General features: G+C 61.3%; 32 protein-coding genes. 19 read left to right on the top strand and 13 right to left on the bottom strand.

From position 1 onward, the window contains the following. Window positions 1-148 precede the first annotated feature (148 nt). From PseAD21_RS24455 to pilG, 3 genes are read right to left on the bottom strand one after another with little or no spacing between them, the layout of a single operon-like run. Window positions 149-688 (bottom strand): chemotaxis protein CheW, encoded by a 540-nt coding sequence (locus tag PseAD21_RS24455; protein ID WP_102358367.1) that lies wholly within the window; start codon window positions 686-688, stop codon window positions 149-151. Window positions 689-698: 10 nt separating this feature from the next. Then, on the bottom strand, window positions 699-1,064 hold the full coding sequence (gene pilH, locus PseAD21_RS24450; RefSeq protein ID WP_025109154.1) for a twitching motility response regulator PilH: 366 nt from the start codon (window positions 1,062-1,064) through the stop codon (window positions 699-701). Window positions 1,065-1,124: 60 nt separating this feature from the next. Next, window positions 1,125-1,529: a twitching motility response regulator PilG gene (gene pilG / locus PseAD21_RS24445; protein ID WP_003229093.1), complete on the bottom strand. Its 405-nt coding sequence runs from the start codon at window positions 1,527-1,529 to the stop codon at window positions 1,125-1,127. Between the two features lie 225 nt (window positions 1,530-1,754). Between pilG and gshB the strand changes: the two genes are divergently transcribed. The 7 genes from gshB (at window position 1,755) to PseAD21_RS24410 (ending at window position 7,870) form a co-directional block, all read left to right on the top strand. Then, window positions 1,755-2,726: a glutathione synthase gene (gene gshB, locus PseAD21_RS24440; protein ID WP_102358366.1), complete on the top strand. Its 972-nt coding sequence runs from the start codon at window positions 1,755-1,757 to the stop codon at window positions 2,724-2,726. Window positions 2,727-2,833: 107 nt separating this feature from the next. Next, window positions 2,834-3,733: an energy transducer TonB gene (locus tag PseAD21_RS24435; protein ID WP_007964106.1), complete on the top strand. Its 900-nt coding sequence runs from the start codon at window positions 2,834-2,836 to the stop codon at window positions 3,731-3,733. Between the two features lie 240 nt (window positions 3,734-3,973). Continuing rightward, a complete protein-coding gene (locus PseAD21_RS24430; RefSeq protein ID WP_102358365.1) occupies window positions 3,974-4,546 on the top strand; it encodes a YqgE/AlgH family protein in 573 nt (190 codons plus the stop codon). Beyond that, entirely contained in the window at window positions 4,546-4,983 is a 438-nt protein-coding gene (gene ruvX / locus PseAD21_RS24425) for a Holliday junction resolvase RuvX (protein ID WP_003229101.1), read from the top strand. The genes PseAD21_RS24430 and ruvX overlap by 1 nt, the downstream gene beginning before the upstream one ends. A gap of 80 nt (window positions 4,984-5,063) precedes the next feature. Then, window positions 5,064-5,570 (top strand): bifunctional pyr operon transcriptional regulator/uracil phosphoribosyltransferase PyrR, encoded by a 507-nt coding sequence (gene pyrR, locus PseAD21_RS24420; RefSeq protein ID WP_102358364.1) that lies wholly within the window; start codon window positions 5,064-5,066, stop codon window positions 5,568-5,570. 27 nt (window positions 5,571-5,597) lie between these two features. Then, window positions 5,598-6,602 carry an aspartate carbamoyltransferase catalytic subunit gene (locus PseAD21_RS24415; RefSeq protein WP_102358363.1) on the top strand — a complete coding sequence of 335 codons (1,005 nt, stop codon included), beginning with the start codon at window positions 5,598-5,600 and terminating at the stop codon, window positions 6,600-6,602. Then, complete coding sequence (locus PseAD21_RS24410) at window positions 6,599-7,870, top strand: dihydroorotase (protein WP_102358362.1); 1,272 nt, start codon at window positions 6,599-6,601, stop codon at window positions 7,868-7,870. Before PseAD21_RS24415 ends, PseAD21_RS24410 begins: the two co-directional genes overlap by 4 nt. 152 nt (window positions 7,871-8,022) lie before the next feature. Here PseAD21_RS24410 and PseAD21_RS24405 read toward each other — a convergent pair whose 3' ends face one another. Further along, window positions 8,023-8,454 carry an NINE protein gene (locus PseAD21_RS24405; RefSeq protein WP_102358361.1) on the bottom strand — a complete coding sequence of 144 codons (432 nt, stop codon included), beginning with the start codon at window positions 8,452-8,454 and terminating at the stop codon, window positions 8,023-8,025. 250 nt (window positions 8,455-8,704) lie between these two features. On the opposite strand from PseAD21_RS24405, the gene PseAD21_RS24400 reads away from it, so the two are divergent. Beyond that, window positions 8,705-9,331 carry a C40 family peptidase gene (locus PseAD21_RS24400; RefSeq protein ID WP_003229112.1) on the top strand — a complete coding sequence of 209 codons (627 nt, stop codon included), beginning with the start codon at window positions 8,705-8,707 and terminating at the stop codon, window positions 9,329-9,331. Window positions 9,332-9,458: 127 nt separating this feature from the next. Here PseAD21_RS24400 and PseAD21_RS24395 read toward each other — a convergent pair whose 3' ends face one another. Next, complete coding sequence (locus PseAD21_RS24395; protein WP_102358360.1) at window positions 9,459-10,493, bottom strand: type IV pilus twitching motility protein PilT; 1,035 nt, start codon at window positions 10,491-10,493, stop codon at window positions 9,459-9,461. Window positions 10,494-10,549: 56 nt separating this feature from the next. Between PseAD21_RS24395 and PseAD21_RS24390 the strand changes: the two genes are divergently transcribed. The 10 genes from PseAD21_RS24390 to PseAD21_RS24345 all read left to right on the top strand — a co-directional run bounded on the left by PseAD21_RS24390 (window position 10,550) and on the right by PseAD21_RS24345 (window position 17,534). Next, window positions 10,550-11,236, top strand: a complete 687-nt coding sequence (locus PseAD21_RS24390; protein WP_102358359.1) for a YggS family pyridoxal phosphate-dependent enzyme — start codon at window positions 10,550-10,552, stop codon at window positions 11,234-11,236. A 33-nt stretch (window positions 11,237-11,269) separates the two neighbouring features. Further along, on the top strand, window positions 11,270-12,088 hold the full coding sequence (gene proC / locus PseAD21_RS24385) for a pyrroline-5-carboxylate reductase (protein WP_102358358.1): 819 nt from the start codon (window positions 11,270-11,272) through the stop codon (window positions 12,086-12,088). A gap of 10 nt (window positions 12,089-12,098) precedes the next feature. Next, the gene (locus PseAD21_RS24380) at window positions 12,099-12,689 is read left to right on the top strand and encodes a YggT family protein (protein WP_102358357.1); all 591 of its coding nucleotides are present in this window, start codon (window positions 12,099-12,101) and stop codon (window positions 12,687-12,689) included. Beyond that, entirely contained in the window at window positions 12,686-12,973 is a 288-nt protein-coding gene (locus tag PseAD21_RS24375) for a DUF167 domain-containing protein (protein ID WP_102358356.1), read from the top strand. The genes PseAD21_RS24380 and PseAD21_RS24375 overlap by 4 nt, the downstream gene beginning before the upstream one ends. A gap of 178 nt (window positions 12,974-13,151) precedes the next feature. Next, window positions 13,152-14,291, top strand: coding sequence for a homoserine O-acetyltransferase (locus PseAD21_RS24370; protein WP_102358355.1), 1,140 nt, complete (start codon window positions 13,152-13,154; stop codon window positions 14,289-14,291). 7 nt (window positions 14,292-14,298) lie between these two features. Then, complete coding sequence (gene metW / locus PseAD21_RS24365; protein ID WP_025109137.1) at window positions 14,299-14,919, top strand: methionine biosynthesis protein MetW; 621 nt, start codon at window positions 14,299-14,301, stop codon at window positions 14,917-14,919. A gap of 26 nt (window positions 14,920-14,945) precedes the next feature. Beyond that, window positions 14,946-15,380: a DUF4426 domain-containing protein gene (locus tag PseAD21_RS24360; RefSeq protein ID WP_102358354.1), complete on the top strand. Its 435-nt coding sequence runs from the start codon at window positions 14,946-14,948 to the stop codon at window positions 15,378-15,380. Further along, a complete protein-coding gene (rdgB, locus tag PseAD21_RS24355; RefSeq protein WP_095186987.1) occupies window positions 15,377-15,973 on the top strand; it encodes an RdgB/HAM1 family non-canonical purine NTP pyrophosphatase in 597 nt (198 codons plus the stop codon). The genes PseAD21_RS24360 and rdgB overlap by 4 nt, the downstream gene beginning before the upstream one ends. After that, window positions 15,970-17,175 carry a radical SAM family heme chaperone HemW gene (hemW, locus tag PseAD21_RS24350; RefSeq protein WP_102358353.1) on the top strand — a complete coding sequence of 402 codons (1,206 nt, stop codon included), beginning with the start codon at window positions 15,970-15,972 and terminating at the stop codon, window positions 17,173-17,175. The genes rdgB and hemW overlap by 4 nt, the downstream gene beginning before the upstream one ends. A 35-nt stretch (window positions 17,176-17,210) precedes the next feature. Continuing rightward, complete coding sequence (locus PseAD21_RS24345; protein ID WP_102358352.1) at window positions 17,211-17,534, top strand: DUF3392 domain-containing protein; 324 nt, start codon at window positions 17,211-17,213, stop codon at window positions 17,532-17,534. A gap of 134 nt (window positions 17,535-17,668) precedes the next feature. Here PseAD21_RS24345 and trmB read toward each other — a convergent pair whose 3' ends face one another. The 4 genes from trmB to PseAD21_RS24325 form a co-directional block, all read right to left on the bottom strand. Beyond that, window positions 17,669-18,394: a tRNA (guanosine(46)-N7)-methyltransferase TrmB gene (trmB, locus tag PseAD21_RS24340; protein WP_016983240.1), complete on the bottom strand. Its 726-nt coding sequence runs from the start codon at window positions 18,392-18,394 to the stop codon at window positions 17,669-17,671. 9 nt (window positions 18,395-18,403) lie between these two features. Further along, on the bottom strand, window positions 18,404-19,198 hold the full coding sequence (locus PseAD21_RS24335) for a thiazole synthase (RefSeq protein WP_102358351.1): 795 nt from the start codon (window positions 19,196-19,198) through the stop codon (window positions 18,404-18,406). 58 nt (window positions 19,199-19,256) lie between these two features. Further along, window positions 19,257-19,457, bottom strand: coding sequence for a sulfur carrier protein ThiS (gene thiS, locus PseAD21_RS24330; RefSeq protein ID WP_102358350.1), 201 nt, complete (start codon window positions 19,455-19,457; stop codon window positions 19,257-19,259). Window positions 19,458-19,528: 71 nt separating this feature from the next. After that, entirely contained in the window at window positions 19,529-19,909 is a 381-nt protein-coding gene (locus PseAD21_RS24325; protein WP_102358349.1) for a DUF423 domain-containing protein, read from the bottom strand. A 74-nt stretch (window positions 19,910-19,983) separates the two neighbouring features. Here PseAD21_RS24325 and mtgA point away from each other — a divergent pair, with 74 nt between their 5' ends. Further along, entirely contained in the window at window positions 19,984-20,706 is a 723-nt protein-coding gene (mtgA, locus tag PseAD21_RS24320) for a monofunctional biosynthetic peptidoglycan transglycosylase (protein ID WP_102358348.1), read from the top strand. Window positions 20,707-20,799: 93 nt separating this feature from the next. Here mtgA and rpoH read toward each other — a convergent pair whose 3' ends face one another. The 4 genes from rpoH to ftsY form a co-directional block, all read right to left on the bottom strand. Further along, window positions 20,800-21,654: an RNA polymerase sigma factor RpoH gene (rpoH, locus tag PseAD21_RS24315; RefSeq protein ID WP_003229146.1), complete on the bottom strand. Its 855-nt coding sequence runs from the start codon at window positions 21,652-21,654 to the stop codon at window positions 20,800-20,802. A gap of 115 nt (window positions 21,655-21,769) precedes the next feature. Continuing rightward, entirely contained in the window at window positions 21,770-22,795 is a 1,026-nt protein-coding gene (gene ftsX, locus PseAD21_RS24310) for a permease-like cell division protein FtsX (protein ID WP_025112094.1), read from the bottom strand. Then, window positions 22,792-23,463, bottom strand: coding sequence for a cell division ATP-binding protein FtsE (ftsE, locus tag PseAD21_RS24305; protein WP_003229148.1), 672 nt, complete (start codon window positions 23,461-23,463; stop codon window positions 22,792-22,794). The genes ftsX and ftsE overlap by 4 nt, the downstream gene beginning before the upstream one ends. Continuing rightward, window positions 23,460-24,529 (bottom strand): signal recognition particle-docking protein FtsY (ftsY, locus tag PseAD21_RS24300; protein WP_102358372.1); only part of this gene is annotated, 1,070 nt, incomplete at its 5' end. The genes ftsE and ftsY, both read right to left, overlap by 4 nt.

The raw sequence follows: 24,529 nt of genomic DNA, 5'->3' as shown, positions 1-24,529 counted from the left end.
TCGCCTATTCCCGCGCCATTTAAAGCTCACCGAAAACCCTGTGGGAGCGGGCTTGCCCGCGATGAGGCCGGCACATCCGACATCTCTGGCGACTGATCTGACGCCATCGCGGGCAAGCCCGCTCCCACAGGTTTGGGTGGTGTTTCGACTAAATTGCGACGCTCATGAACACCGGCGATCTGGCCAGCGCAAACAGGCTGAACCCCCGCCAGTTCTGCTCGCGCCGGAAATAGCCTTTGACGAACTCCGCCTTGGAACCCTGGCGCTTGCTGATCGAGATCGGTTCGAAGCTGTCCTGCTCGAAGTGCTGCAAACCGAACACCTCATCGACCAGCAGCCCGGCGAACACGTCGTTGTGCTCCACCACCAATACCCTGCGCTGCTTGCGCAGCGGCGACAGCTCGTGACCGAAGAAGCCGCACAGGTCCATGATCGGCAGCAAGCGCCCACGCAGGTTAGCCACCCCTTTGACCCACGGCTTGACCCCGGGCAACTGAGTGCAGCGCGGTTCGTGCAGCACTTCGCTGACTTCGCCCATCGGCGTCACGTACCAATGCTCGCCGAGGCGAAAACCGATGCCGCTCCAGCGATCCTGACGGCCGGGCTGCGACGGCAGATCCGCCGCCAGCAGACGGCAGCGCTGGTCGATCTGCCACAGCAGCTCGAACGCGGTCAGCGACTGGTTCATGGCCGCGCGATCAACCGGCCAGCACGTTGTTCAGGGTCTTGATCAGCATGTCTTCTTCGACCGGTTTGGTCAGGTAATCCTTCGCGCCCTGGCGCGTGCCCCAGACCTTGTCGGTTTCCTGATCCTTGGTGGTGATGATGATCACCGGAATATGGCTGGTCTCGGCATCCTTGGTCAGTTGCCGGGTGGCCTGGAAGCCGTTGAGGCCGGGCATGACGATGTCCATCAGCACGGCGTCGGGTTTTTCCTGACGGGCCAGGGCCACGCCGTCGGCGCCGTTTTCGGCCTTGAGCACTTCATGGCCGTGCTTTTCCAGCATGCCGGTGAGTTTGTACATTTCAGTCGGCGAATCATCGACGATCAGGATACGTGCCATGGTCTTCCCCATTTTTCTTGTCGACTCCCGGCCCGCTGGCCGAGCGTCACTGTACGTGTCTTACTGCGGCAAAACGGCGGCGAAGCCCGGAACATGGGCCTGAATCGCGTCGAGCAGTTCTTCCTTGCTGAAAGGCTTGGTCAAAAATTGATCAGAACCGACAATCCGCCCCTTGGCCTTGTCGAACAGCCCGTCACGCGACGACAGCATGATCACCGGCGTGGCCTTGAACGCACTGTTGTTCTTGATTAAAGCGCAGGTCTGATAACCATCCAGACGCGGCATCATGATGTCGACAAAAATGATCCCGGGGTGGTGGTCGGCGATCTTCGCCAAAGCGTCGAAGCCATCGATCGCCGTGATGACTTCGCAGCCCACATTTTTCAACAGCGTTTCGGCGGTGCGACGAATCGTTTTCGAGTCATCGATCACCATGACCTTCAAGGCGCTGGACTGCTGTTCCATAAGAGGGCTCTACCGTCGCCTTTGCGAATCAAATTGTCCGTTTTGCGATGAGTAATGGCTGGAAACCCTTGATGCTCAAGGGCCAGCACGCTATGCCAGCCTTTTTAGCACAGTCTCCAGATGCAATCTATCGACGGGTTTTTCCTTGACCGAAAACCCTGCCAGCGCCACTCTGGCGGCACTTTTTCAATACCGATCCGGTAGCCAATTTTCGAGGAAAACCCAATGAGCGTTCGCGTCGGGATTGTCATGGACCCTATCGCCAGCATTTCCTATAAAAAGGATAGCTCGCTGGCCATGCTGCTGGCCGCGCAGAAACGTGGCTGGGAACTGTTCTACATGGAGCAGCGCGACCTGTATCAGGCCGAAGGTCAGGCCCGGGCGCGCATGAAGCCGCTGAAAGTCTTCGCCAACCCGGAAAAATGGTTCGAACTGGACGCCGAGCAGGACAACCTGCTGAGCGACCTCGACGTGATCCTGATGCGCAAGGATCCGCCGTTCGACATGGAGTTCGTCTACTCCACCTACTTGCTGGAACAGGCCGAAACCGCTGGCGTGCTGGTGGTCAACAAGCCGCAGAGCCTGCGCGACTGCAACGAAAAACTGTTCGCCACGCTGTTCCCGCAGTGCACCCCGCCAACCGTGGTCAGCCGCCGCGCCGACGTGCTGCGTGAATTCGCCGCCAAGCATGGCGACGTGATCCTCAAGCCGCTGGACGGCATGGGCGGCACTTCGATTTTCCGTCACCGCGCCGGCGATCCGAACCTGTCGGTGATTCTGGAAACCCTGACCGCCCTCGGCAATCAGCAGATCATGGGCCAGGCCTACCTGCCGGCAATCAAGGACGGCGACAAACGCATCCTGATGATCGACGGCGAGCCGGTGGATTACTGCCTGGCGCGAATTCCGGCGCAAGGCGAAACCCGTGGCAACCTCGCGGCCGGTGGTCGTGGCGAAGCGCGGCCGCTGACCGACAAGGATCGCTGGATCGCCGCCCAGGTCGGCCCGACCCTGCGCGAGAAAGGTCTGCTGTTCGTCGGTCTGGACGTGATCGGCGAAAACCTCACCGAAATCAACGTCACCAGCCCGACCTGCATCCGCGAGATCGACAATGCTTTCGCTACCGACATCGGCGGCATGCTGATGGATGCCATCGACAAGAAGCTGCAAGCCGCCGGCAAAAAGCCGCAAGCTTGACGTGTGTCACATGCAGCTTGTCGCTTGAAGCGTGAAGCCCAAGGCGTGAAACCAACATTGCGTTATCATGCGCAGCCTCTGAAAAACGCGATGTTGGTTTTCTTGTCATGACCCTCCCGTCCGATCTGCCCGCAGAACTCGCCCACCGTGGCGTGCGCCCGGCCGATCGCCTCGGATTTACCCTGTTTCTCGCGGCGCTGATTCATTTGGCGCTGCTGCTCGGCGTCGGCTTTACCATGGTCGAGCCCAAGCAGATCAGCAAAACCCTGGAAATCACCCTCGCCACCTTCAAGAGCGAAACCAAGCCGAAAAAGGCTGATTTCCTCGCGCAGGAAAACCAGGAAGGCAGCGGCACCCTCGACAAGAAGGCGATTCCCAAGACCACCGAGGTCGCGCCGTTCCAGGACAATCAGGTCAAGAAGGTCACACCGCCTCCGGCCGCCAAGCCGGAAGTGCGCGAAGCAGCGCCCAAGGCTGCGGTGACCACGGTGGCGCCGAAACAGCAAAAGGCGCCGACCAAGAAAGAAGAAACCAAAACCGAGACCAAACCTGCGGTCAACGCGCCGACGTTCGACAGCTCGCAGCTGTCCAGCGACATCGCCAGCCTCGAAGCGGAACTGGCCAACGAACAACAGTTGTACGCCAAGCGCCCGCGGATTCACCGCTTGAGCGCCGCCTCGACCATGCGCGACAAGGGCGCCTGGTACAAGGATGACTGGCGCAAGAAGGTCGAGCGCATCGGCAACCTCAATTACCCGGAAGAAGCCCGGCGCAAGCAGATTTACGGCAACCTGCGCCTGATGGTCTCGATCAACCGCGACGGCTCGTTGTATGAAGTACTGGTGCTCGAGTCCTCCGGCCAGCCGCTACTGGATCAGGCCGCGCAGCGCATCGTCCGGCTGGCGGCGCCGTTTGCACCGTTTACCGGCGATCTGTCGGATATCGACCGACTGGAAATCATCCGCACCTGGAAATTCGCCCGGGGCGACAAGCTCTCCAGCAACTGAATATTTCTGTGACGATGTGATTCATTGTGGCGAGGGGATTTATCCCCGATGGGGCGCGAAGCTGCCCTGAATACATTGACATGATCTGCCTGACACACCGTGCGTGATGGTGTTGCGACCGCTTCGCAGCCGATCGGGGATAAATCCCCTCACCACAAAGCTCTGTTCCAACAAGGGATCTATGTTGTTGTCAGCATCTCCAGCTTGTCAGTTTGCCCCCCGAACGCCACACTATCGCTCATGAAAAACGTCAGCCCCAGCTACCTCAAGCATCACTTCCTGATCGCCATGCCGCACATGGCCGACCCGAACTTTGCCCACACCTTGACCTACATCGTCGAGCACACGGCCAATGGCGCCATGGGGCTGGTGGTCAATCGACCGCAAGAGCTGAATCTGGCTGATATTCTCGAGCAATTGCGCCCGGACATCGATCCGCCAGCGCTATGCCAGCATGTACCGATCTTCATCGGCGGCCCGGTGCAGACCGATCGCGGTTTCGTCCTGCACCCGGCGGGCAAGACCTTTCAGGCCACTGTCGAGCTGGACGGTGATCTGGCGCTGTCCACCTCGCAGGACGTGCTGTTCGCCATCGCTGACGGCGTCGGCCCGGCGAAAAGCGTGATCGCCCTCGGCTATGCCGGTTGGGAAGCCGGGCAACTGGAAGCGGAACTCGCCGACAACGCCTGGCTGACCTGCCCATACGATGCCGACATCCTGTTCAACACCAGCAGCGAGCTGCGTCTGGAAGCGGCGGCCAAGCATTTGGGGATCAACCTCAGCCTGCTGACCAGCCAGGCGGGGCACGCCTGATGGCCCTGCGTCTGATTCTCGGCTTCGACTACGGCACCAAACAGATCGGCGTCGCGGTCGGCCAGGTGATTACCGGCCAGGCCCGCGAGCTGTGCACCCTGAAAGCGCAGAACGGTGTTCCCGACTGGAACCAGGTCGAAGCGCTGTTCAAGGAGTGGAAACCCGACGCCGTGGTGGTCGGCCTGCCACTGAACATGGACGGCACGCCCAGCGAAATGTGCCTGCGCGCGGAGAAATTCGCCCGGCGCCTCAATGGCCGCTTCAACGTGCCGTTCTATACCCACGACGAACGCCTGACCACCTTCGAAGCCAAAGGCGAGCGACTGGTGCGTGGCGGACAAAAAGGCAGTTACCGCGACAACCCGGTGGACGCCATCGCCGCCGCCCTGCTGTTGCAGGGCTGGCTCGATGAAAACACTGCTTTGTTTGAATCCTGACAAGCGCTTCGGCGCTTTTCTTTTGAGCTACGACCCGAGCCGCGTCCAAGGACCCGGCTCGATCCCAAGAAGGAGCAACCATGAGCCTGCCAAATCCCGCCGATCTGATCAGCCAGATGGCGACCCGCCTCAAGGCGCACCTTGCCCAACGTGATATCAGCGAACCGCGTTACATCGGCATCCGCACCGGTGGTATCTGGGTGGCGCAGGCCCTGCTCAAGGAGCTGGGCAGCGATGCGCCGCTGGGCACGCTGGATGTTTCCTTCTACCGCGATGACTTCAGCCAGAACGGCCTGCACCCGCAAGTGCGCCCGTCAGCCCTGCCCTTCGAGATCGAAGGCCAGCATCTGGTACTGATCGACGACGTACTGATGAGCGGCCGCACTATCCGCGCCGCCATGAACGAACTGTTCGACTACGGCCGCCCGGCCAGCGTGACCCTGGTCTGCCTGCTGGACCTGGACGCAGGCGAACTGCCGATTCGCCCGAACGTGGTCGGCGCGACCCTGTCGCTGGCCGCCCATGAGCGGGTCAAGCTGTCCGGCCCTGAGCCGCTGACGCTCGAACTGCAAGACCTGAACCCTTAATCCGCCCTATTGAGAATCCCCCTCGCGATGACGCCTCTAGATACCAAGCGCCCGCTGCAGCTCAATGACCAGGGCCAGCTGCGCCACTTCCTCTCGCTCGATGGCCTGCGCCGCGAGTTGCTGACGGAAATCCTCGACACCGCCGACTCGTTCCTCGAAGTCGGTGCCCGGGCGGTGAAGAAGGTCCCGTTGCTGCGCGGCAAGACCGTGTGCAACGTGTTCTTCGAGAACTCCACACGCACCCGTACCACCTTCGAACTGGCGGCCCAGCGGCTGTCGGCGGACGTGATCACCCTGAACGTGTCAACCTCGTCGGCCAGTAAGGGTGAAACCCTGCTCGACACCCTGCGCAACCTCGAAGCCATGGCCGCCGACATGTTCGTCGTGCGTCACGGCGATTCCGGTGCTGCGCACTTCATCGCAGAACATGTTTGCCCGCAGGTGGCGATCATCAACGGCGGCGACGGTCGGCACGCGCACCCGACGCAAGGCATGCTCGACATGCTGACCATCCGTCGGCACAAGGGCAGTTTCGAAAACCTCTCGGTGGCGATCGTCGGCGACATCCTGCACTCGCGAGTGGCGCGTTCGAACATGCTCGCCCTGAAGACCCTCGGTTGCCCGGACATCCGCGTGATCGCACCGAAAACCCTGCTGCCGATCGGCATCGAGCAGTACGGCGTGAAGGTCTACACCGACATGAACGAAGGCCTGAAGGACGTCGACGTGGTGATCATGCTGCGCCTGCAGCGTGAGCGCATGACCGGCGGCCTGCTGCCGAGCGAAGGCGAGTTCTACCGCCTGTTCGGCCTGACCACCGCGCGCCTGGCCGGGGCCAAACCCGATTGCATCGTCATGCACCCGGGGCCGATCAACCGGGGTGTGGAAATCGAGTCCGCAGTGGCCGACGGCCCGCATTCGGTGATCCTCAATCAAGTCACCTACGGCATCGCGATCCGCATGGCCGTGCTGTCGATGGCCATGAGCGGGCAAACAGCACAACGTCAATTCGAGCAGGAGAACGCCCAGTGAAGCTCAGCATTCTCGGCGCCCGTGTCATCGATCCAAGCAGCGGCCTGGATCAAATCACCGATATCCACGTTGAAGCCTGCAAGATCGTCGCCCTCGGCGCTGCGCCGGCCGGTTTCACTGCCGTCGAAACCATCGACGCCCAAGGCCTGGTGGCCGCACCCGGGCTGGTCGACCTGAACGTCGCCCTGCGCGAGCCGGGCTACAGCCGCAAAGGCACCATCGCCAGCGAAACCCGCGCTGCGGCGGCCGGCGGCGTGACCAGCCTGTGTTGCCCGCCGAAGACCAAACCGGTGCTCGACACTTCGGCGGTGGCCGAACTGATCCTCGACCGCGCCCGCGAAGCCGGCAACACCAAGGTGTTCCCGATTGGCGCGCTGAGCAAAGGCCTGGACGGCGAACAGCTTGCAGAGCTCGTTGCTTTGCGTGACGCCGGGTGCGTGGCGTTCGGCAATGGTCTGGAGAGTTTCCGCAACACCCGCACCCTGTGCCGGGCGCTGGACTACGCGGCGACCTTCGACCTGACGGTGATTTTCAATTCGCAGGATCACGATCTGGCCGATGGCGGCCTGGCCCACGAAGGCGCGGTCGCCAGCTTCCTTGGTCTGCCGGGCATCCCGGAAACAGCTGAGACCGTGGCCCTGGCCCGTGATCTGCTGCTGGTCGAGCAGACCGGCGTGCGTGCGCACTTCAGCCAACTGACCAGCGCTCGCGGCGTCGCCCTGATCGCCCAGGCCCAGGCACGCGGCCTGAAGGTCACGGCGGATGTCGCGCTATACCAGTTGATCCTCACCGATGAAGCGCTGATCGACTTCAGCAGCCTGTATCACGTGCAACCGCCGCTGCGCACCCGTGCTGACCGCGATGGCCTGCGCGAGGCAGTGAAGTCCGGTGTGGTGTCGGCGATTTCCAGCCACCACCAGCCGCACGAGCGCGATGCCAAACTGGCGCCGTTCGGTGCGACCGAGCCGGGCATCAGCAGCGTTGAGCTGTTGCTGCCACTGGCGATGACGCTGGTCGAGGATGGCTTGCTGGATCTGCCGACGCTGCTCGCACGCCTGAGCGCTGGTCCAGCGGACGCGCTGCGTCTGCCGGCGGGCAAACTGACGGTGGGCGGTGCGGCGGATATCGTGCTGTTCGATCCGAAGGCGTCCACCGTGGCCGGTGAAGGCTGGTTATCGAGGGGCGAGAACTGTCCGTTCCTCGGGCATACATTGCCGGGCGTGGTTCGCTATACCCTGGTGGATGGGCGGATCAGCCACCAGGCTTAACCGGCTGCTGAGGGTCATTGTGGCGAGGGGATTTATCCCCGATGGGGCGCGTAGCGCCCCTAAACCATTCAACCGCGGATGACCTGAATCACCGAGGTTGTAGATTGAGGGCTGCTGCGCAGCCCATCGGGGATAAATCCCCTCGCCACAGGTTACTGGAAGGCGCCCCGGTTCTGCGCGTTGCGCAGCGAGACCTGATCGTTCAGCGTCCAGAAGTCATACAACACCCCGACAAAGAACAATCCGCCGGTCAGCAGGTACAGCAAACCGCTGATCCACTTGCCCTGGTACATCCGGTGCACGCCGAACACTCCCAGAAACGTCAGCAGAATCCACGCCACGTTGTATTCGATCGGCCCTGCGGTAAAACGCAGATCGGCCTCGCGATCCATCGCCGGGATCAGAAACACGTCGATCAGCCAGCCGATACCCAGCAGACCGAAAGTGAAAAACCAGATCGTCCCGGTCACAGGCTTGCCGTAATAAAAGCGGTGAGCGCCGGTAAAACCGAAAATCCACAGCAGATAACCGATCACTTTGCTGTGCGTATCCTGGGGTTGAGCAACCTGCTGATAGCGGTTCATGGATGACCTCATTTGCCTCGATAGATAAATTTTTTCTGCATCTCTGTGACTTTTTTGTGTCGAGCCGACAAGTGGTTCGCCAGCGTTACACCTTGCTCAAAGCCTTGCAGGGCTTGGGTTCTGTCCGACAATTGCGCCAAATTACCGCTTGTTGGGCGAAATTGACCACCGGGTTGAATCGACCAACGGCCTCGGAAGGGACAAAAAAGCTGTTATAAAGTTGCGCGCAAACCTTTAAGAGCCACGCCTAATGCGACCATTTTTCAAGACATGGCTAACCATCTGCCTATTAATGCCACTGGCCGCCCACGCCACCAATCGTGAGCAACGTCTTCCCAACGTCAACGGTTTCACCCCTAAATCCCATGCTTCGGCTCCTTCGAGCAAGAGCAGCAAACAAACGAAACACACCACGCTCGCCAGCAAGAATCACGGCAAGCTGGTTCCGCCGATGGCGAACAAGGAAAGCAGCAACGTCCTGAGCCGTGCGGTGAACGTCCTCGGTACTCCTTATCGTTGGGGCGGCAGCAGCCCAAGTAAAGGCTTCGACTGCAGCGGGCTGGTGAAATATGCGTTCAACGACGCCACGTTCGACCTGCCGCGCACTTCCAACGCCATGGCCAGCGGTCATGGCGAGAAAGTCGAGCGCAAGGATCTGAAGCCGGGCGACCTGATTTTCTTCAACATCAAAAGCCGTCGGGTCAACCACGTTGCCATCTACCTGGGCAACGATCGCTTCATCCACGCACCCCGTCGTGGTAAAGCGGTGAGCATCGACACGCTGAACAAGCCGTATTGGGAACAACATTACGTGGTTGCCAAGCGCGTGCTGCCGAAAGAGCCTGCCGGTAAGCAGATGCGCGTGGTTCAGCGCTAACAGCACGTACCGATCGTTCCCACGCTCTGCGTGGGAATGCCTCAATGGACGCTCCGCGTCCGCTTCGGCAGGGACGCAGAGCGTCCCGGGCTGCATTCCCACGCAGAGCGTGGGAACGATCACTCCCTCAGAAATTATCCGGCGTACGCGCCTTCTCCCGCGCATGCTCGCGACTGATCAAGCCTTTGGTCATCAGCTCCTTCAGGCACATGTCGAGTGTCTGCATCCCCAACGACCCGCCGGTCTGAATCGCCGAATACATCTGCGCCACCTTGTCCTCGCGGATCAGGTTACGGATCGCCGATGTGCCCAGCATGATCTCGTGCGCCGCCACCCGTCCGCCGCCGATCTTCTTGATCAGGGTCTGCGAGACCACTGCCAGCAACGACTCCGAGAGCATCGAACGCACCATCGACTTCTCATCCCCCGGGAATACATCCACCACCCGGTCGATGGTTTTCGCCGCTGAAGTGGTGTGCAGCGTGCCGAACACCAGATGCCCGGTTTCGGCGGCAGTCAGCGCCAGGCGAATGGTTTCCAGATCACGCATCTCACCCACCAGAATCACGTCCGGGTCTTCGCGCAGCGCCGAACGCAGCGCGGTGGCAAAGCTGCGGGTGTCGCGGTGTACCTCGCGCTGGTTGATCAGGCATTTGCGCGATTCGTGGACGAATTCGATCGGGTCTTCAATGGTGAGGATATGGTGATGGCGATGGGTGTTGAGGTAATCGATCATCGCCGCCAGCGTGGTCGACTTGCCGGAACCGGTCGGCCCGGTGACCAGCACCAGCCCGCGCGGCGCATCGGTGATCTTGCGAAAGACATCGCCCATGCCGAGGTCTTCCATGCTCAGCACTTTCGACGGAATGGTGCGGAACACCGCCCCGGCACCACGGTTCTGGTTGAACGCATTGACCCGAAAACGCGCCACGCCGGGGACTTCGAAAGAGAAATCCGTTTCGAGGTGTTTCTCAAAGTCGACCCGCTGGGTGTCGTTCATGATGTCGTAGATCAATTCGTGCACTTGCTTGTGATCCAGCGCCGGCAGATTGATCCGCCGCACATCACCATCGACGCGGATCATCGGCGGCAGACCGGCCGACAGGTGCAGGTCGGAAGCGCCCTGTTTGGCGCTGAACGCCAGCAGTTCAGTGATATCCATAGCGTCCCTCAATTCCAGTAGAATGCCGCGAACCTTCAGACCGCCGGCGCCTCTTGATGTCCACGATAGCAGACAACATCCTTCAGGTTAGTTCGCGCATCCAGGCCGCCACCGCCGCTGCCGGGCGCGCTGAAAACAGCGTTCAGTTGCTCGCCGTGAGCAAGACCAAGCCCGCCGGGGATCTGCGTGAAGCCCACGCCGCCGGCCTGCGTGACTTTGGCGAAAACTATCTGCAGGAAGCCCTGGGCAAACAGCTCGAACTGGCCGACCTGCCCTTGATCTGGCACTTCATCGGCCCCATTCAATCGAACAAGACTCGCGCGATTGCCGAGCATTTCGACTGGGTGCACTCCGTGGATCGCCTGAAAATTGCCCAACGCCTGTCCGAACAGCGCCCGGCCGAGCTGCCGCCGCTGAACATCTGCATTCAGGTCAACGTCAGCGGTGAGGCCAGCAAGTCCGGCTGCACCCCGGCCGACCTGCCGGCACTGGCCGAGGCCATCAGCGCCCTGCCGCGCCTGAAATTGCGCGGGTTGATGGCGATTCCCGAGCCGACCGAAGATCGCGCCGAACAGGACGCCGCGTTTGCTGCCGTGCAACGCCTGCAGGCCAGCCTGAATCTGCCGCTCGACACACTTTCCATGGGCATGAGCCACGACCTCGAGTCGGCCATCGCCCAAGGCGCCACCTGGGTGCGGATCGGTACCGCCCTGTTTGGTGCCCGCGACTACGGCCAGCCATGAAATGGCTGACAAACTTCTGAATAAGGACCTGACATGAGCAACACACGTATTGCCTTTATCGGTGCCGGCAACATGGCCGCCAGTCTGATCGGCGGCCTGCGCGCCAAGGGTCTGCAAGCTAGCCACATCCGCGCCAGCGATCCGGGCGAAGAAACGCGCCAACGCGTCAGCGCCGAACACGGCATCGAAACCTTTGCCGATAATGCCCAAGCCATCGACGGCGTCGACGTGATCGTACTGGCGGTCAAGCCACAGGCGATGAAAGCCGTGTGCGAGGCGATTCGCCCAAGCCTGAAACCCAATCAACTGGTGGTCTCCATTGCCGCCGGCATCACCTGCGCGAGCATGACCGCGTGGCTCGGCGAGCAGCCAATCGTACGCTGCATGCCGAACACCCCGGCGCTGCTGCGTCAGGGCGTCAGCGGTTTGTATGCGACCAGCGAAGTGACTGCCGAACAGCGTCAGCAAGCCGAAGAGCTGCTGTCCGCCGTCGGCATTGCCCTGTGGCTCAACGAAGAGCAGCAACTGGACGCGGTTACCGCTGTTTCCGGTTCCGGCCCGGCGTACTTCTTCCTGCTGATCGAAGCCATGACCGCCGCCGGCGTCAAACTCGGCCTGCCGAAGGAAGTCGCTGAACAACTGACCCTGCAAACGGCGCTTGGCGCTGCGCATATGGCGGTGTCCAGCGATGTCGACGCTGCCGAACTGCGCCGCCGCGTGACCTCGCCAAATGGCACCACCGAAGCTGCAATCAAATCATTCCAGGCCAATGGCTTTGAAGCCCTGGTCGAAACCGCACTCGGCGCCGCCGCGCACCGCTCGGCCGAAATGGCCGAACAACTGGGCAAATAAGGAGCCTTACATGATTGGATTGAACACCGCAGCGGTTTACGTGCTGCAAACCCTAGGCAGCCTGTACCTGCTGATCGTGCTGCTGCGCTTCGTCCTGCAACTGGTGCGAGCGAACTTCTACAACCCGCTGTGCCAGTTCGTGGTCAAGGCCACCCAGCCGCTGCTCAAGCCTCTGCGTCGGATTATCCCGAGCGTATTCGGCCTCGACATGTCGTCGCTGGTCCTGGCGATTCTGGTGCAACTGGCACTGATGGCCCTGACCTTGCTGCTGACCTACGGCACCACCGGTAACCCGCTGCAGCTGTTTATCTGGTCGATCATTGGCGTGACCGCGCTGTTCCTGAAGATTTTCTTCTTCGCCCTGATCATCAGCGTGATCCTCTCGTGGGTCGCCCCGGGCAGCCACAACCCGGGCGCTGAGCTGGTAAACCAGATCTGCGAACCGGCGCTGGCACCGTTCCGCAAGATCCTGCCGAACCTCGGCGGTCTGGACCTGTCGCCGATCTTCGCCTTCCTCGCGTTGAAGCTGATCGACATGCTGGTGATCAACAACCTCGCGGCGATGACGATGATGCCGGAAATCCTGCGCCTGCTGATGTGAGCTGGTTTCGCTGGGACGGGGACGATCTGATCCTCGAATGTCATCTGCAACCGGCAGCCCGCAGCGATGATTTCGCCGGGCTGCACGGTGACCGCCTGAAGATCCGCCTCACCGCGCCGCCGGTCGAGGGCAAGGCCAATGCTTATCTGATGGGCTTTCTGGCCAAGGCTTTTGGGGTTTCCAAGAGCCAGGTCAGTTTGCTCAGCGGTGAGTTGAACCGGCAGAAACGGGTGAAGATCTGCTCGCCGAAGAAGTTGCCGGATCTGCCTGGGCTTATGCGTTGATCGTTCCCACGCTCCGCGTGGGAATGCATTCCGGGACGCTCCGCGTCCCCGCCGAAGCGGACGCGGAGCGTCCAATGAGGCATTCCCACGCAGAGCGTGGGAACGAGCGCAGGTAGTTGCTTGCCGCTAACCCCCCCGGTCTTTAGACTTACGCCTCATTTCAACGAGAGCAGGGTCGATGCCAGCTGCCTTTCCCCCCGATTCTGTTGGTCTGGTGACGCCGCAAACGGCGCACTTCAGCGAACCTCTGGCCTTGGCTTGTGGCCGTTCGCTGCCCGCCTACGACCTGATCTACGAAACCTACGGCACGCTGAACGCGCAGGCGAGCAACGCCGTGCTGATTTGCCATGCCTTGTCCGGCCATCACCACGCTGCCGGCTATCACAGCGTCGACGACCGCAAGCCCGGTTGGTGGGACAGCTGCATCGGCCCGGGCAAACCGATCGACACCAACAAGTTCTTCGTGGTCAGCCTGAATAATCTGGGCGGCTGCAACGGCTCTACCGGGCCGAGCAGCATCAATCCGGAAACCGGTAAACCGTTCGGCGCCGACTTCCCGGTACTCACCGTGGAGGACTGGGTGCACAGCCAGGCGCGTCTGGCTGATTTGCTCGGAATCCGCCAGTTCGCCGCAGTGATAGGCGGCAGCCTTGGCGGCATGCAGGCCCTGCAATGGACCATCACTTACCCGGATCGCGTGCGGCACTGCCTGGCCATCGCCTCGGCACCAAAGCTCTCGGCGCAGAACATCGCCTTCAACGAAGTGGCGCGTCAGGCCATCCTCACCGACCCCGAGTTTCACGGTGGTTCGTTCCAAGAAGCAGGCGTGATCCCCAAGCGCGGCCTGATGCTCGCGCGGATGGTCGGGCACATCACCTACCTGTCCGACGACTCGATGGGCGAGAAATTCGGCCGTGGCCTGAAGAGCGAAAAGCTCAACTATGACTTCCACAGCGTCGAGTTCCAGGTCGAAAGCTACCTGCGCTACCAAGGCGAAGAGTTCTCCGGTCGTTTCGATGCCAACACCTATCTGTTGATGACCAAGGCGCTGGACTACTTCGATCCGGCAGCGAACTTCGACGATAACCTGGCGAAAACCTTCGAGAACGCCACGGCCAAGTTCTGCGTGATGTCGTTCACCACTGACTGGCGCTTCTCCCCGGCCCGCTCGCGGGAGCTGGTGGACGCGCTGATGGCGGCGCGCAAGGACGTCAGCTATCTGGAAATCGACGCACCACAGGGCCACGACGCCTTCCTGATTCCGATCCCGCGCTATTTGCAGGCGTTCGGCAATTACATGAACCGAATCACGTTGTGAGAAAGCCATGAGAGCTGATCTGGAAATCATCCAGGAATGGATCCCCGCCGGCAGCCGCGTGCTCGACCTCGGTTGCGGCGACGGCGAATTGCTGACCTGGCTGCGCGACCACAAGCAGGTCACCGGTTATGGCCTGGAAAACGACGCGGACAACATCGCCGAGTGTGTGGCCAAGGGCATCAACGTCATCGAGCAGGACCTGGACAAAGGGCTGGGCAACTTCGCCAGCAACAGCTTCGACATCGTGGTCATGACCCAGGCGCTGCAGGCCGTGCATTACCCGGACAAGATCCTCGACGAAATGCTGCGGGTCGGTCGCCAGTGCATCATCACTTTCCCCAACTTCGGTCACTGGCGCTGCCGCTGGTACCTGGCGAGCAAGGGCCGCATGCCGGTATCCGAGTTCCTGCCGTACACCTGGTACAACACGCCGAACATCCACTTCTGCACCTTCGAAGACTTTGAAGAACTTTGTCGCGAACGTGATGCGAAGGTCATTGATCGGCTTGCCGTGGATCAACAGCACCGTCACGGGTGGGCCAGTAAGCTATGGCCTAATCTGTTAGGTGAGATCGGTATCTACCGCGTCAGCAGCCCGGTGCTTGCAGATCATCGGGTCGCGGTCTGAACCACGACATTTCGAGGAGAACGATCATGGGTCGTCTAGCGTTGTTGTTATTTACCGCCTGCCTGAGCGTCACGGCCATGGCAGCCGATGTCATCAAAAGCGAGCGCCAGGAAACCTTCGGTGACGTGACGGTGCACTACAACACCTTCAACTCCACGTATTTGCAGCCGGACATCGCCAAGGCCGCCGAGCTGATCCGCAGCAAGAACCAGGGCGTGATCAATGTCTCGGTGATCAAGGACGGCAAACCGTTGAGCGCCAACGTCACCGGCACGGTCAAAGACCTGACCAGCCAGAGCGTGCCGCTGAACTTCCGCCAGGTCACCGAACAGGGCGCGATCTACTACATCGCCCAGTATCCGGTTGAGCAGCAGGAAACCCGCACCTTTGAAATCAAGGTGCAGAACGGCGACAAGATCAACACTATCAATTTCAACCAAGAGCTTTTCCCCGGCGAATGATGAACCTCAAGCAACTCGTACTGGCCAGCCATAACGCCGGCAAACTCAAGGAACTCCAGGCCATGCTCGGCGACTCGGTGCAACTGCGCTCGATCGGCGAGTGGAGCAAGGTCGAGCCGGAAGAAACCGGCCTGTCGTTCGTCGAGAACGCCATTCTCAAGGCGCGCAACGCCGCACGTATTTCCGGATTGCCGGCGCTGGCCGACGATTCCGGTCTGGCGGTGGATTTCCTTGGCGGCGCGCCGGGCATCTATTCGGCGCGTTATGCCGATGGCAAGGGCGATGCGGCGAACAACGCCAAACTGCTCGACGCCCTGAAGGACGTGCCTGAAGCCGAGCGTGGCGCACAGTTCGTCTGCGTGTTGGCGCTGGTGCGGCATGCCGACGATCCGTTGCCGATCCTCTGCGAAGGCCTGTGGCACGGGCGCATCCTGACCGCCGCCAGCGGCGAACACGGTTTCGGCTACGACCCGCTGTTCTGGGTACCGGAGCGTGACGTGTCCAGCGCCGAACTGAGCCCGGCCGACAAGAACCAGATCAGCCACCGCGCCCGTGCAATGGATCTGCTGCGCCAGCGTCTGGGCCTGAAATGACCGACAGCCCCTCCGCGTTGTCGCTGATCATCGGCGGCGCCGCCTCTTCGCCTCGGGCACCGCTGCCGACGCTGCCGCCCTTGGCGCTGTACATCCACATCCCGTGGTGTGTACGCAAATGCCCGTATTGCGATTTCAACTCGCACACCGCCAGTCCCGTGCTGCCGGAGCAGGAATACGTCGACGCGCTGCTCGCCGATCTCGATCAGGACCTGCACGCGGTTTACGGTCGTGAAATCAGTTCGATCTTCTTTGGCGGCGGCACGCCGAGCCTGTTCAGTGCCGAGGCGCTGGGGCGTTTGCTGGTAGGCGTCGAGCAGCGTATTCCGTTCGCCCATGACATCGAAATCACCCTGGAAGCCAACCCCGGCACCTTCGAACAGGAGAAATTCGTCGCGTACCGCAAACTGGGGATCAATCGCCTGTCGATCGGTATTCAGAGTTTCCAGCAGCAGAAGCTTGAAGCCCTCGGGCGCATCCACAACGGCGACGAAGCGGTGCGCGCGGCCGGCATGGCGCGGCAGGCCGGGTTCGACAACTTCAACCTCGACTTGATGCACGGCTTGCCTGACCAGTCGCTGGAAGATGCCTTGAGCGACCTGCGCCAGGCCATCGAACTGAAACCGACGCACATCTCCTGGTATCAGCTGACACTGGAGCCGAACACGGTGTTCTGGAACCAGCCGCCAGTACTGCCGGAAGACGATACGCTGTGGGACATTCAAGAGGCCGGGCAAGCGCTGCTGGCCGAACACGGTTACGCGCAATACGAAGTGTCGGCTTATGCACAGGCCGGACGGCCGGCGCGGCATAACCTCAATTACTGGAGTTTCGGCGACTTCATCGGTATCGGTGCGGGCGCTCACGGCAAGCTCAGCCATCCGGACGGGCGCATCGTCCGGACCTGGAAGACACGCCTGCCGAAGGACTATCTGAACCCGGCCAAGAGCTTCCAGGCTGGCGAGAAAACCCTGAGCAACGACGAGATGCCGTTCGAGTTTCTGATGAACGCGCTGCGCCTGACTGCCGGGGTGGAATCACGCCTGTATCCCGAGCGCACCGGCCTGCCGCTGGAAGGTCTCACCGAACACCGCAAGGAGGCCGAACAAAGCGGCCTGATGCAGGTCGAACCGTCACGTCTGGCGGCCACCGAGCGCGGACAACTCTTTCTCAACGACTTGCTGCAGAAATTTCTGAGCTGAGCCCACGCCCCAACGGCAGCCCCAAGGAAAAACGCATGGATTTGATACTCGATCTGCTCGCCACCGTGTCCCGCTGGAGCCGCAGCAATCTCTCGGAAATCGCCCTGGCCCTGGTCGGCTGCCTGCTGGTGCTGTTTGGCGCCGACTTCAAAGGCTGGGTCGAGCAACGCCTGGGCAGCATCGCCGGCGCCCTGCGCATACCGCTGATGTCGCTGCTGTGCGTGATCGGCAGTGGCGCCGCACTGATCTACGCCACGCCGTGGGTAGTCAAGGGCTTGAGCCAGTTCAACAACTACAGCCTGGCGCCGGTGTTGTTGGTGGTGCTGGTGTTGATCGGCGTCGTAGCTGACCGCCGCTGATTTTTCGGCCGCTTTTGATCGTTCCCATGCTCCGCGTGGGAATGCCTCAATGGACGCTCTGCGTCCGCTGTGGGACGCAGAGCGTCCCGGGCAGCATTCCCACGCAGAGCGTGGGAACGATCATAGCGTGATGCTTAGGACTGTTTCTCGAACTTCAGATCCCACACGCCATGCCCAAGACGTTCGCCGCGGCGTTCGAACTTGGTGATCGGCCGTTCGGCCGGGCGTGGTACGCACTTGCCGTCTTCGGCGAGGTTGCGATAGCCCGGAGCGACGTTCATCACTTCCAGCATGTACTCGGCGTACGGTTCCCAGTCGGTAGCCATGTGCAGAATGCCGCCGACCTTCAGCTTGCTGCGCACCAGTTCGGCGAACGAGGCCTGAACGATGCGACGCTTGTGGTGACGGCTCTTGTGCCATGGGTCCGGGAAGAACAGCATCAGGCGATCGAGGCTGTTGTCGGCGATGCAGCGGTTGAGCACTTCGATCGCGTCGCAATCGTAGACGCGCAGGTTGGTCAGGCCCTGGGTCAGCACGCCATTGAGCAGCGCGCCGACACCCGGACGGTGCACTTCAACACCGATGAAGTCCTGATCCGGCGCGGCGGCGGCCATTTCCAGCAGCGAGTGGCCCATGCCGAAACCGATCTCCAGCGAGCGCGGCGCCGAACGGCCGAACACTTGATCGTAATCCACCGGCGCGTCGGCCAGCGGCAGCACGTACAGCGGCGCGCCCTGATCCAGACCGCGCTGCTGGCCTTCGGTCATGCGCCCGGCGCGCATCACGAAACTCTTGATGCGGCGGTGTTGGCGCTCGTCGCCCTCTTCCGTCTGGATAGGCGTGTCGTTCGATTCAGTCATCAATGGCTCTTACTTGATCAGACCATCCAGCGGCGAAGAGGCGCTGGCATAGAGTTTTTTCGGCATGCGACCGGCGAGGTAGGCCAGACGGCCCGCGACGATCGCGTGTTGCATGGCTTGGGCCATCATCACCGGCTGTTGAGCGTGGGCGATAGCCGAGTTCATCAGCACCGCATCACAGCCCAGTTCCATGGCGATGGTGGCGTCGGAAGCCGTCCCGACACCGGCATCCACCAGCACCGGAATCCTGGCTTCTTCGAGGATGATCTGCAGGTTGTACGGGTTGCAGATCCCCAGGCCCGAACCGATCAGACCGGCCAGCGGCATCACCGCGATGCAGCCGATTTCCGCCAGTTGGCGAGCGATGATCGGGTCATCACTGGTGTAGACCATCACGTCGAAGCCTTCCTTGACCAGCGTTTCTGCGGCCTTGAGGGTTTCGATCACGTTGGGGAACAGGGTTTTCTGGTCGGCCAGCACTTCCAGCTTCACCAGGTTGTGGCCGTCGAGCAGCTCACGCGCCAGGCGGCAGGTGCGCACGGCTTCGATGGCGTCGTAGCAACCGGCGGTGTTTGGCAGGAAGGTGTAGCGCTCCGGCGACAGCACGTCGAGCAGGTTCGGCTCGCCTTCGATCTGGCCCAGGTTGGTGCGGCGTACGGCGAAGGTGACGATCTCGGCACCCGAGGCTTCGATGGCCTGGCGGGTTTCTTCCATGTCACGGTACTTGCCGGTACCAACCAGCAAACGCGACTGGTAAGTACGACCGGCCAGGACGAAAGGCTTGTCGTTACGAACGATGCTCATGGGGAATCCTCTTTAGGGGTGAGGGTCTTGCAGAATTCTGTGCCCTGGCGCCGGGCGATTAGCCGCCGCCGATGGCGTGCACGACTTCGACGTTGTCGCCGTCGCTGAGAACGGTGTCGGCATGCTGGCTGCGCGGGACGATATCCAGATTGAGTTCGACTGCCACCCGGCGTCCGGTCAGTTCCAGACGGGTGATCAGGGCCGCAACGGTCTCGCCGTCGGGCAGTTCAAGGGATTCGCCGTTCAACTGAATGCGCATGCGCTAGGCCGCCATCATTTTTAGGGGCTGGCATTCTAGCCCGATCATGACCTAAAGGTCAGCACCAAGCGTCAAGCGGTTAGCGGCAAGCGCCAGGCGGCCAGCCCCAGGCACAGCCAACCGACCAGGAACGCCAGACCGCCGAACGGCGTGATGATGCCGAGCTTGCTGATACCGGTCATGGTCAGCACGTACAGGCTGCCGGAGAACAGCACAATGCCCACTGCGAAGGAAAAGCCGGCCCACGCGACCAGTCGCCCCTGAATTTGCGTGGCCAGCAACGCCACACCGAACAGCGCCAGGGTGTGCACCAGTTGATAGGTCACACCCGTGTGGAAGATCGCCAGATACTCGGGCGTGAGGCGGTTTTTCAGACCATGGGCGGCGAATGCGCCGAGGGCAACACCGGTAAAACCAAAGAAAGCGGCCAGCATCAGAAAGCCACGCAGCATGTGGAACTCCAGTCAGACTCGTTCGGCAGGGTCTGTATAATGGCCCGCTCTATCGGTTCGGCCAAGCCATCTCTATGCTGCGTTCACTTTTGCGTCGTCTCACGAAGGCCCTGCTCTGGTTCGCGGGCGGCAGCGTATTGCTGGTCTTGCTGTTTCGCTTTGTGCCGCCACCGGGCACGGCGCTGATGGTCGAGCGCAAGGTCGAATCCTGGGTCGACGGCGAACCGATCGACCTGCAGCGCACCTGGAAACCGTGGGACGAGATCTCCGATGACCTCAAGGTTGCAGTCATGGCCGGCGAGGACCAGAAGTTTCCCGAGCACTGGGGTTTTGACTTCGGTGCGATCCAGGCGGCGTTGGCCCACAACGAACTCGGCGGCTCGATTCGCGGCGCCAGCACCTTGAGCCAGCAAGTGTCGAAGAACCTGTTCCTGTGGTCGGGTCGCAGCTATCTGCGCAAAGGCCTGGAAGCCTGGTTTACCGCGCTGATCGAGGTGCTCTGGCCCAAGCAGCGGATTCTTGAGGTGTACCTCAATAGCGTCGAGTGGGACGACGGCGTGTTTGGCGCCGAAGCCGCAGCCCGCCATCATTTCGGCGTAAGCGCCAAGTCGCTGTCGCGGCAGCAGGCCAGTTATCTGGCGGCCGTTCTACCTAACCCGCGCGTATGGAGTGCGAGCCATCCGACGGCTTACGTGTCGCGCCGGGCCGGGTGGATTCGCCAGCAGATGAGCCAGTTGGGTGGGGATAGTTATCTGCTGGGGCTCAACGATTCGCGCCGGGCGCCTTGGGCCGAATAACACCGAAGATCCCCTGTAGGAGTGGTGTTGAATCAGAAATGAAAAACGCCCCGATCATCGCTGATCGGGGCGTTTTTATTGCCTGAGCGCCGGTTAGGCGGCGATCGACAACTTGAGCTTGTTCATCGCGCTCTTCTCGAGCTGACGGATCCGCTCGGCCGACACGTTGTACTTCTGCGCCAGGTCGTGCAGCGTGGCTTTCTCTTCTGCCAGCCAGCGCTGGTAGAGGATGTCGCGACTACGTTCGTCCAGCACTTCCAGCGCCTCGTGCAGGTTGTGATTGGAGTTGTCACTCCAGTCGGCATCTTCCAGTTGACGCGCCGGGTCGTACCGGTGGTCTTCCAGGTAGTTGGCCGGCGACTGGAAAGCGCTGTCGTCGTCCGCTTCCGCGGCCGGGTCGAAGGCCATGTCATGACCGGTCAGACGACTTTCCATCTCGCGCACTTCCCGCGGCTCGACGCCGAGGCTTTCCGCCACACGGTGGACTTCCTCGTTGTTCAGCCACGCCAGACGTTTCTTCTGGCTGCGCAGGTTGAAGAACAGCTTGCGCTGGGCCTTGGTGGTCGCGACTTTCACAATGCGCCAGTTGCGCAGGATGAACTCGTGAATTTCCGCCTTGATCCAGTGCACGGCGAACGACACCAGACGCACACCCATTTCCGGGTTGAAGCGCTTCACGGCCTTCATCAGGCCGACGTTACCTTCCTGGATCAGGTCAGCCTGAGCCAGGCCGTAGCCGGAATAGCTACGGGCAATGTGTACAACAAAACGCAGGTGGGCGAGCACCATCTGCCGAGCCGCCCCCAAATCCTGCTCATAGTAGAGACTCTCGGCCAGTTCACGCTCCTGCTCCGGCGTCAGCAATGGAATGCTGTTGACGGTGTGCACATAGGCTTCCAGGTTCGCACCCGGAACCAACGCGTACGCAGGTTGCAAAGAATTGGTCATGCGAAAAAACCTCCCACTTACATACTCGTGCCTCTCGGCACTGCGAAAAATTGACCGGGAATTCAAGTACAAGTTCCCAAAAAAACCGCAAGGTCAATCACGCGCAAAAAAGATTCTACTTCGGCGCCAGCTCCCTGAGATGACGTGCGACTGCAATCCATGCACCGATATAACCCAACAGCACCGCGCCAAGCAAGAGCGACAGACCGTCGGCAACTGGCACTCCGGCCAGCGCGAAATCACTGCCGTACAAGCCGGCCAGTCCAACTACCGCGTCATTCAGCCAGTTCAGGCCGAACGCCAGCACCCCCCAGGACAGAACCCCCGCACCGAAACCATATAACGCGCCCATATAAAGAAAGGGACGACGCACATAACTGTCGGTGCCGCCGACGAGTTTAATCACTTCTATCTCTGTGCGGCGGTTTTCAATATGAAGACGAATGGTATTGCCTATCACCAAAAGTAATGCAGAAACCAGCAGCACCGTCAGACCGAAGACAAACCGGTCGCCGAGCTTGAGGATGGCGGCCAGACGCTCGACCCAGACTAGATCAAGTTGCGCCTGTTGTACCTTGGGCAGCTCGGAAAGTTTTTGTCTTAATGCTTCCAGGGTCGGCTTGTCGACCTCCTTCGGCGTCACCAGCACCACGCCCGGCAGCGGGTTTTCCGGCAGTTCGCGCAGGGCTTCGCCCAGACCGGACTGCTGTTGGAACTCTTCCAGCGCCTGATCGCGGCCGACATATTCAGCATCAGCCACACCGGGCATGCCTTTGATCTGCTCGCGCAACGACTCGCCTTGATCCGGCGTGGCGTCCAGTTGCAGGTACAGCGAAATCTGCGCCGCCCGCTGCCACGAGCCGCCGAGTCGCTCGACGTTGTTGATCAGCAGCGACAGGCCCATCGGCAGGCTCAGCGCCACGGCCATCACCATGCAGGTGAAGAAGCTGCCGATCGGCTGCTTGCCGAGGCGGCGCAGACTGTCGAGCAGACTGGCGCGATGGCTTTCGATCCACGACCGCAACAGCGTGGAAAAGTCCGGGCCGTCGTCATCGTCGTGTTTTTTCTTCTTCGGTGGTTGCGGGTCGGCGGCTTTCGGGGCCACGCGCTCGGAAACCTTCGGACTGCGTGTCGCACTCATACGCCAGCCTCCCCGTCGCCGATCAATCGGCCGCGTTGCAGGGTCAGCATGCGGTGACGCATGCGCGCAATCAGCGCCAGGTCGTGACTGGCGATCAGTACGCTGGTGCCCAACCGATTGATGTCTTCGAACACGCCCATGATCTCGGCCGCCAGACGCGGGTCGAGGTTACCGGTGGGTTCGTCCGCCAACAGCAGGGCCGGGCGGTGAACGATGGCGCGGGCGATGCCGACGCGCTGTTGCTGACCGGTGGACAGGTCGCCCGGGTACAGATCGGTTTTATCCGACAGCGCCACGCGCTCCAGCGCCGAATCGACGCGCTTGGCGATCTCGGCCTTGGACAAGCCGAGAATCTGCAGCGGCAGTGCGACGTTGTTGAACACCGTGCGATCGAACAGCAACTGGTGGTTCTGGAACACCACGCCGATCTGCCGGCGCAGAAATGGAATCTGCGCGTTGCTGATGGTGCTCAGGTCTTGCCCGGCGAGCAGCAGCTTGCCGCTGGTCGGACGTTCCATCGCCAGCAACAGGCGCAACAGTGTGGATTTGCCGGCACCGGAGTGACCGGTGACAAACAGAAACTCGCCACGACGGACTCGAAAGCTCAGCTCATGCAAGCCGACGTGACCGTTCGGGTAGCGTTTACCGACCTGTTCGAAACGAATCATGAACGCTCCCGCTCGGCAAACAATGCCTGGACAAAGGGTTCGGCTTCAAAGGTACGCAGATCGTCGATGCCTTCACCGACGCCAATGTAGCGGATCGGCAGGCCAAACTGCTTGGCCAGGGCGAAAATCACCCCACCCTTGGCGGTACCGTCCAGCTTGGTCAGCGCCAGGCCAGTCAGTTCGACGGTCTGGTTGAATTGTTTGGCCTGGTTGATGGCGTTCTGCCCGGTGCCGGCGTCGAGCACCAGCAGCACTTCATGCGGCGCGTCGGCGTCGAGCTTGCCGATCACCCGGCGAACTTTCTTCAGTTCTTCCATCAGGTTGTCTTTGGTGTGCAAACGACCGGCGGTGTCGGCGATCAGTACGTCGATGCCACGCGCCTTGGCGGCCTGCACGGCGTCGAAGATCACCGAAGCCGAGTCGGCACCCGTGTGCTGGGCGATAACCGGAATCTTGTTGCGTTCACCCCAGACCTGCAACTGCTCAACGGCAGCGGCGCGGAACGTGTCACCGGCGGCGAGCATGACTTTCTTGCCTTCCAGTTGCAGCTTCTTCGCCAGTTTGCCGATGGTGGTGGTCTTGCCGGCGCCGTTGACGCCAACCACCAGAATCACGAATGGCTTGTTCTGCGAGGCGATTTTCAGCGGTTGTTCAACCGGCTTGAGCATCGCGGCCAGTTCGGCCTGCAACGACTTGTACAGCGCATCGGCGTCGGCCAGTTCTTTGCGGGCGACCTTCTGGGTCAGGCGCTGGATGATCTGCGTGGTGGCTTCGACACCGACGTCGGCGGTCAGCAGACGGGTTTCGAGGTCATCGAGCAAATCGTCATCGATGGTTTTGCGGCCGAGGAACAGGCTGGCCATGCCCTCGCCGATGCTGGCGCTGGTCTTGGACAAGCCTTGTTTGAGGCGGGCGAAGAAACCGGCCTTGGTTTCTTCGGTGCGCGGGGCTTCGACTGGAGCCTCGGCCACCACTTCAACCGGCACGGCTGGCGCAACGACGACCGGTGCAGGTGCAGGTGCAGGTGCAGGTGCAGGTGCAGGTGCAGGTGCAGGTGCAGGTGCAG

It is taken from the genome of Pseudomonas sp. AD21 (genome assembly GCF_002878485.1).
Taxonomy (GTDB): domain Bacteria; phylum Pseudomonadota; class Gammaproteobacteria; order Pseudomonadales; family Pseudomonadaceae; genus Aquipseudomonas.
Note: the sequence above shows the minus strand (reverse complement) of the source record. Positions and strands in the feature narration are given on the sequence as shown.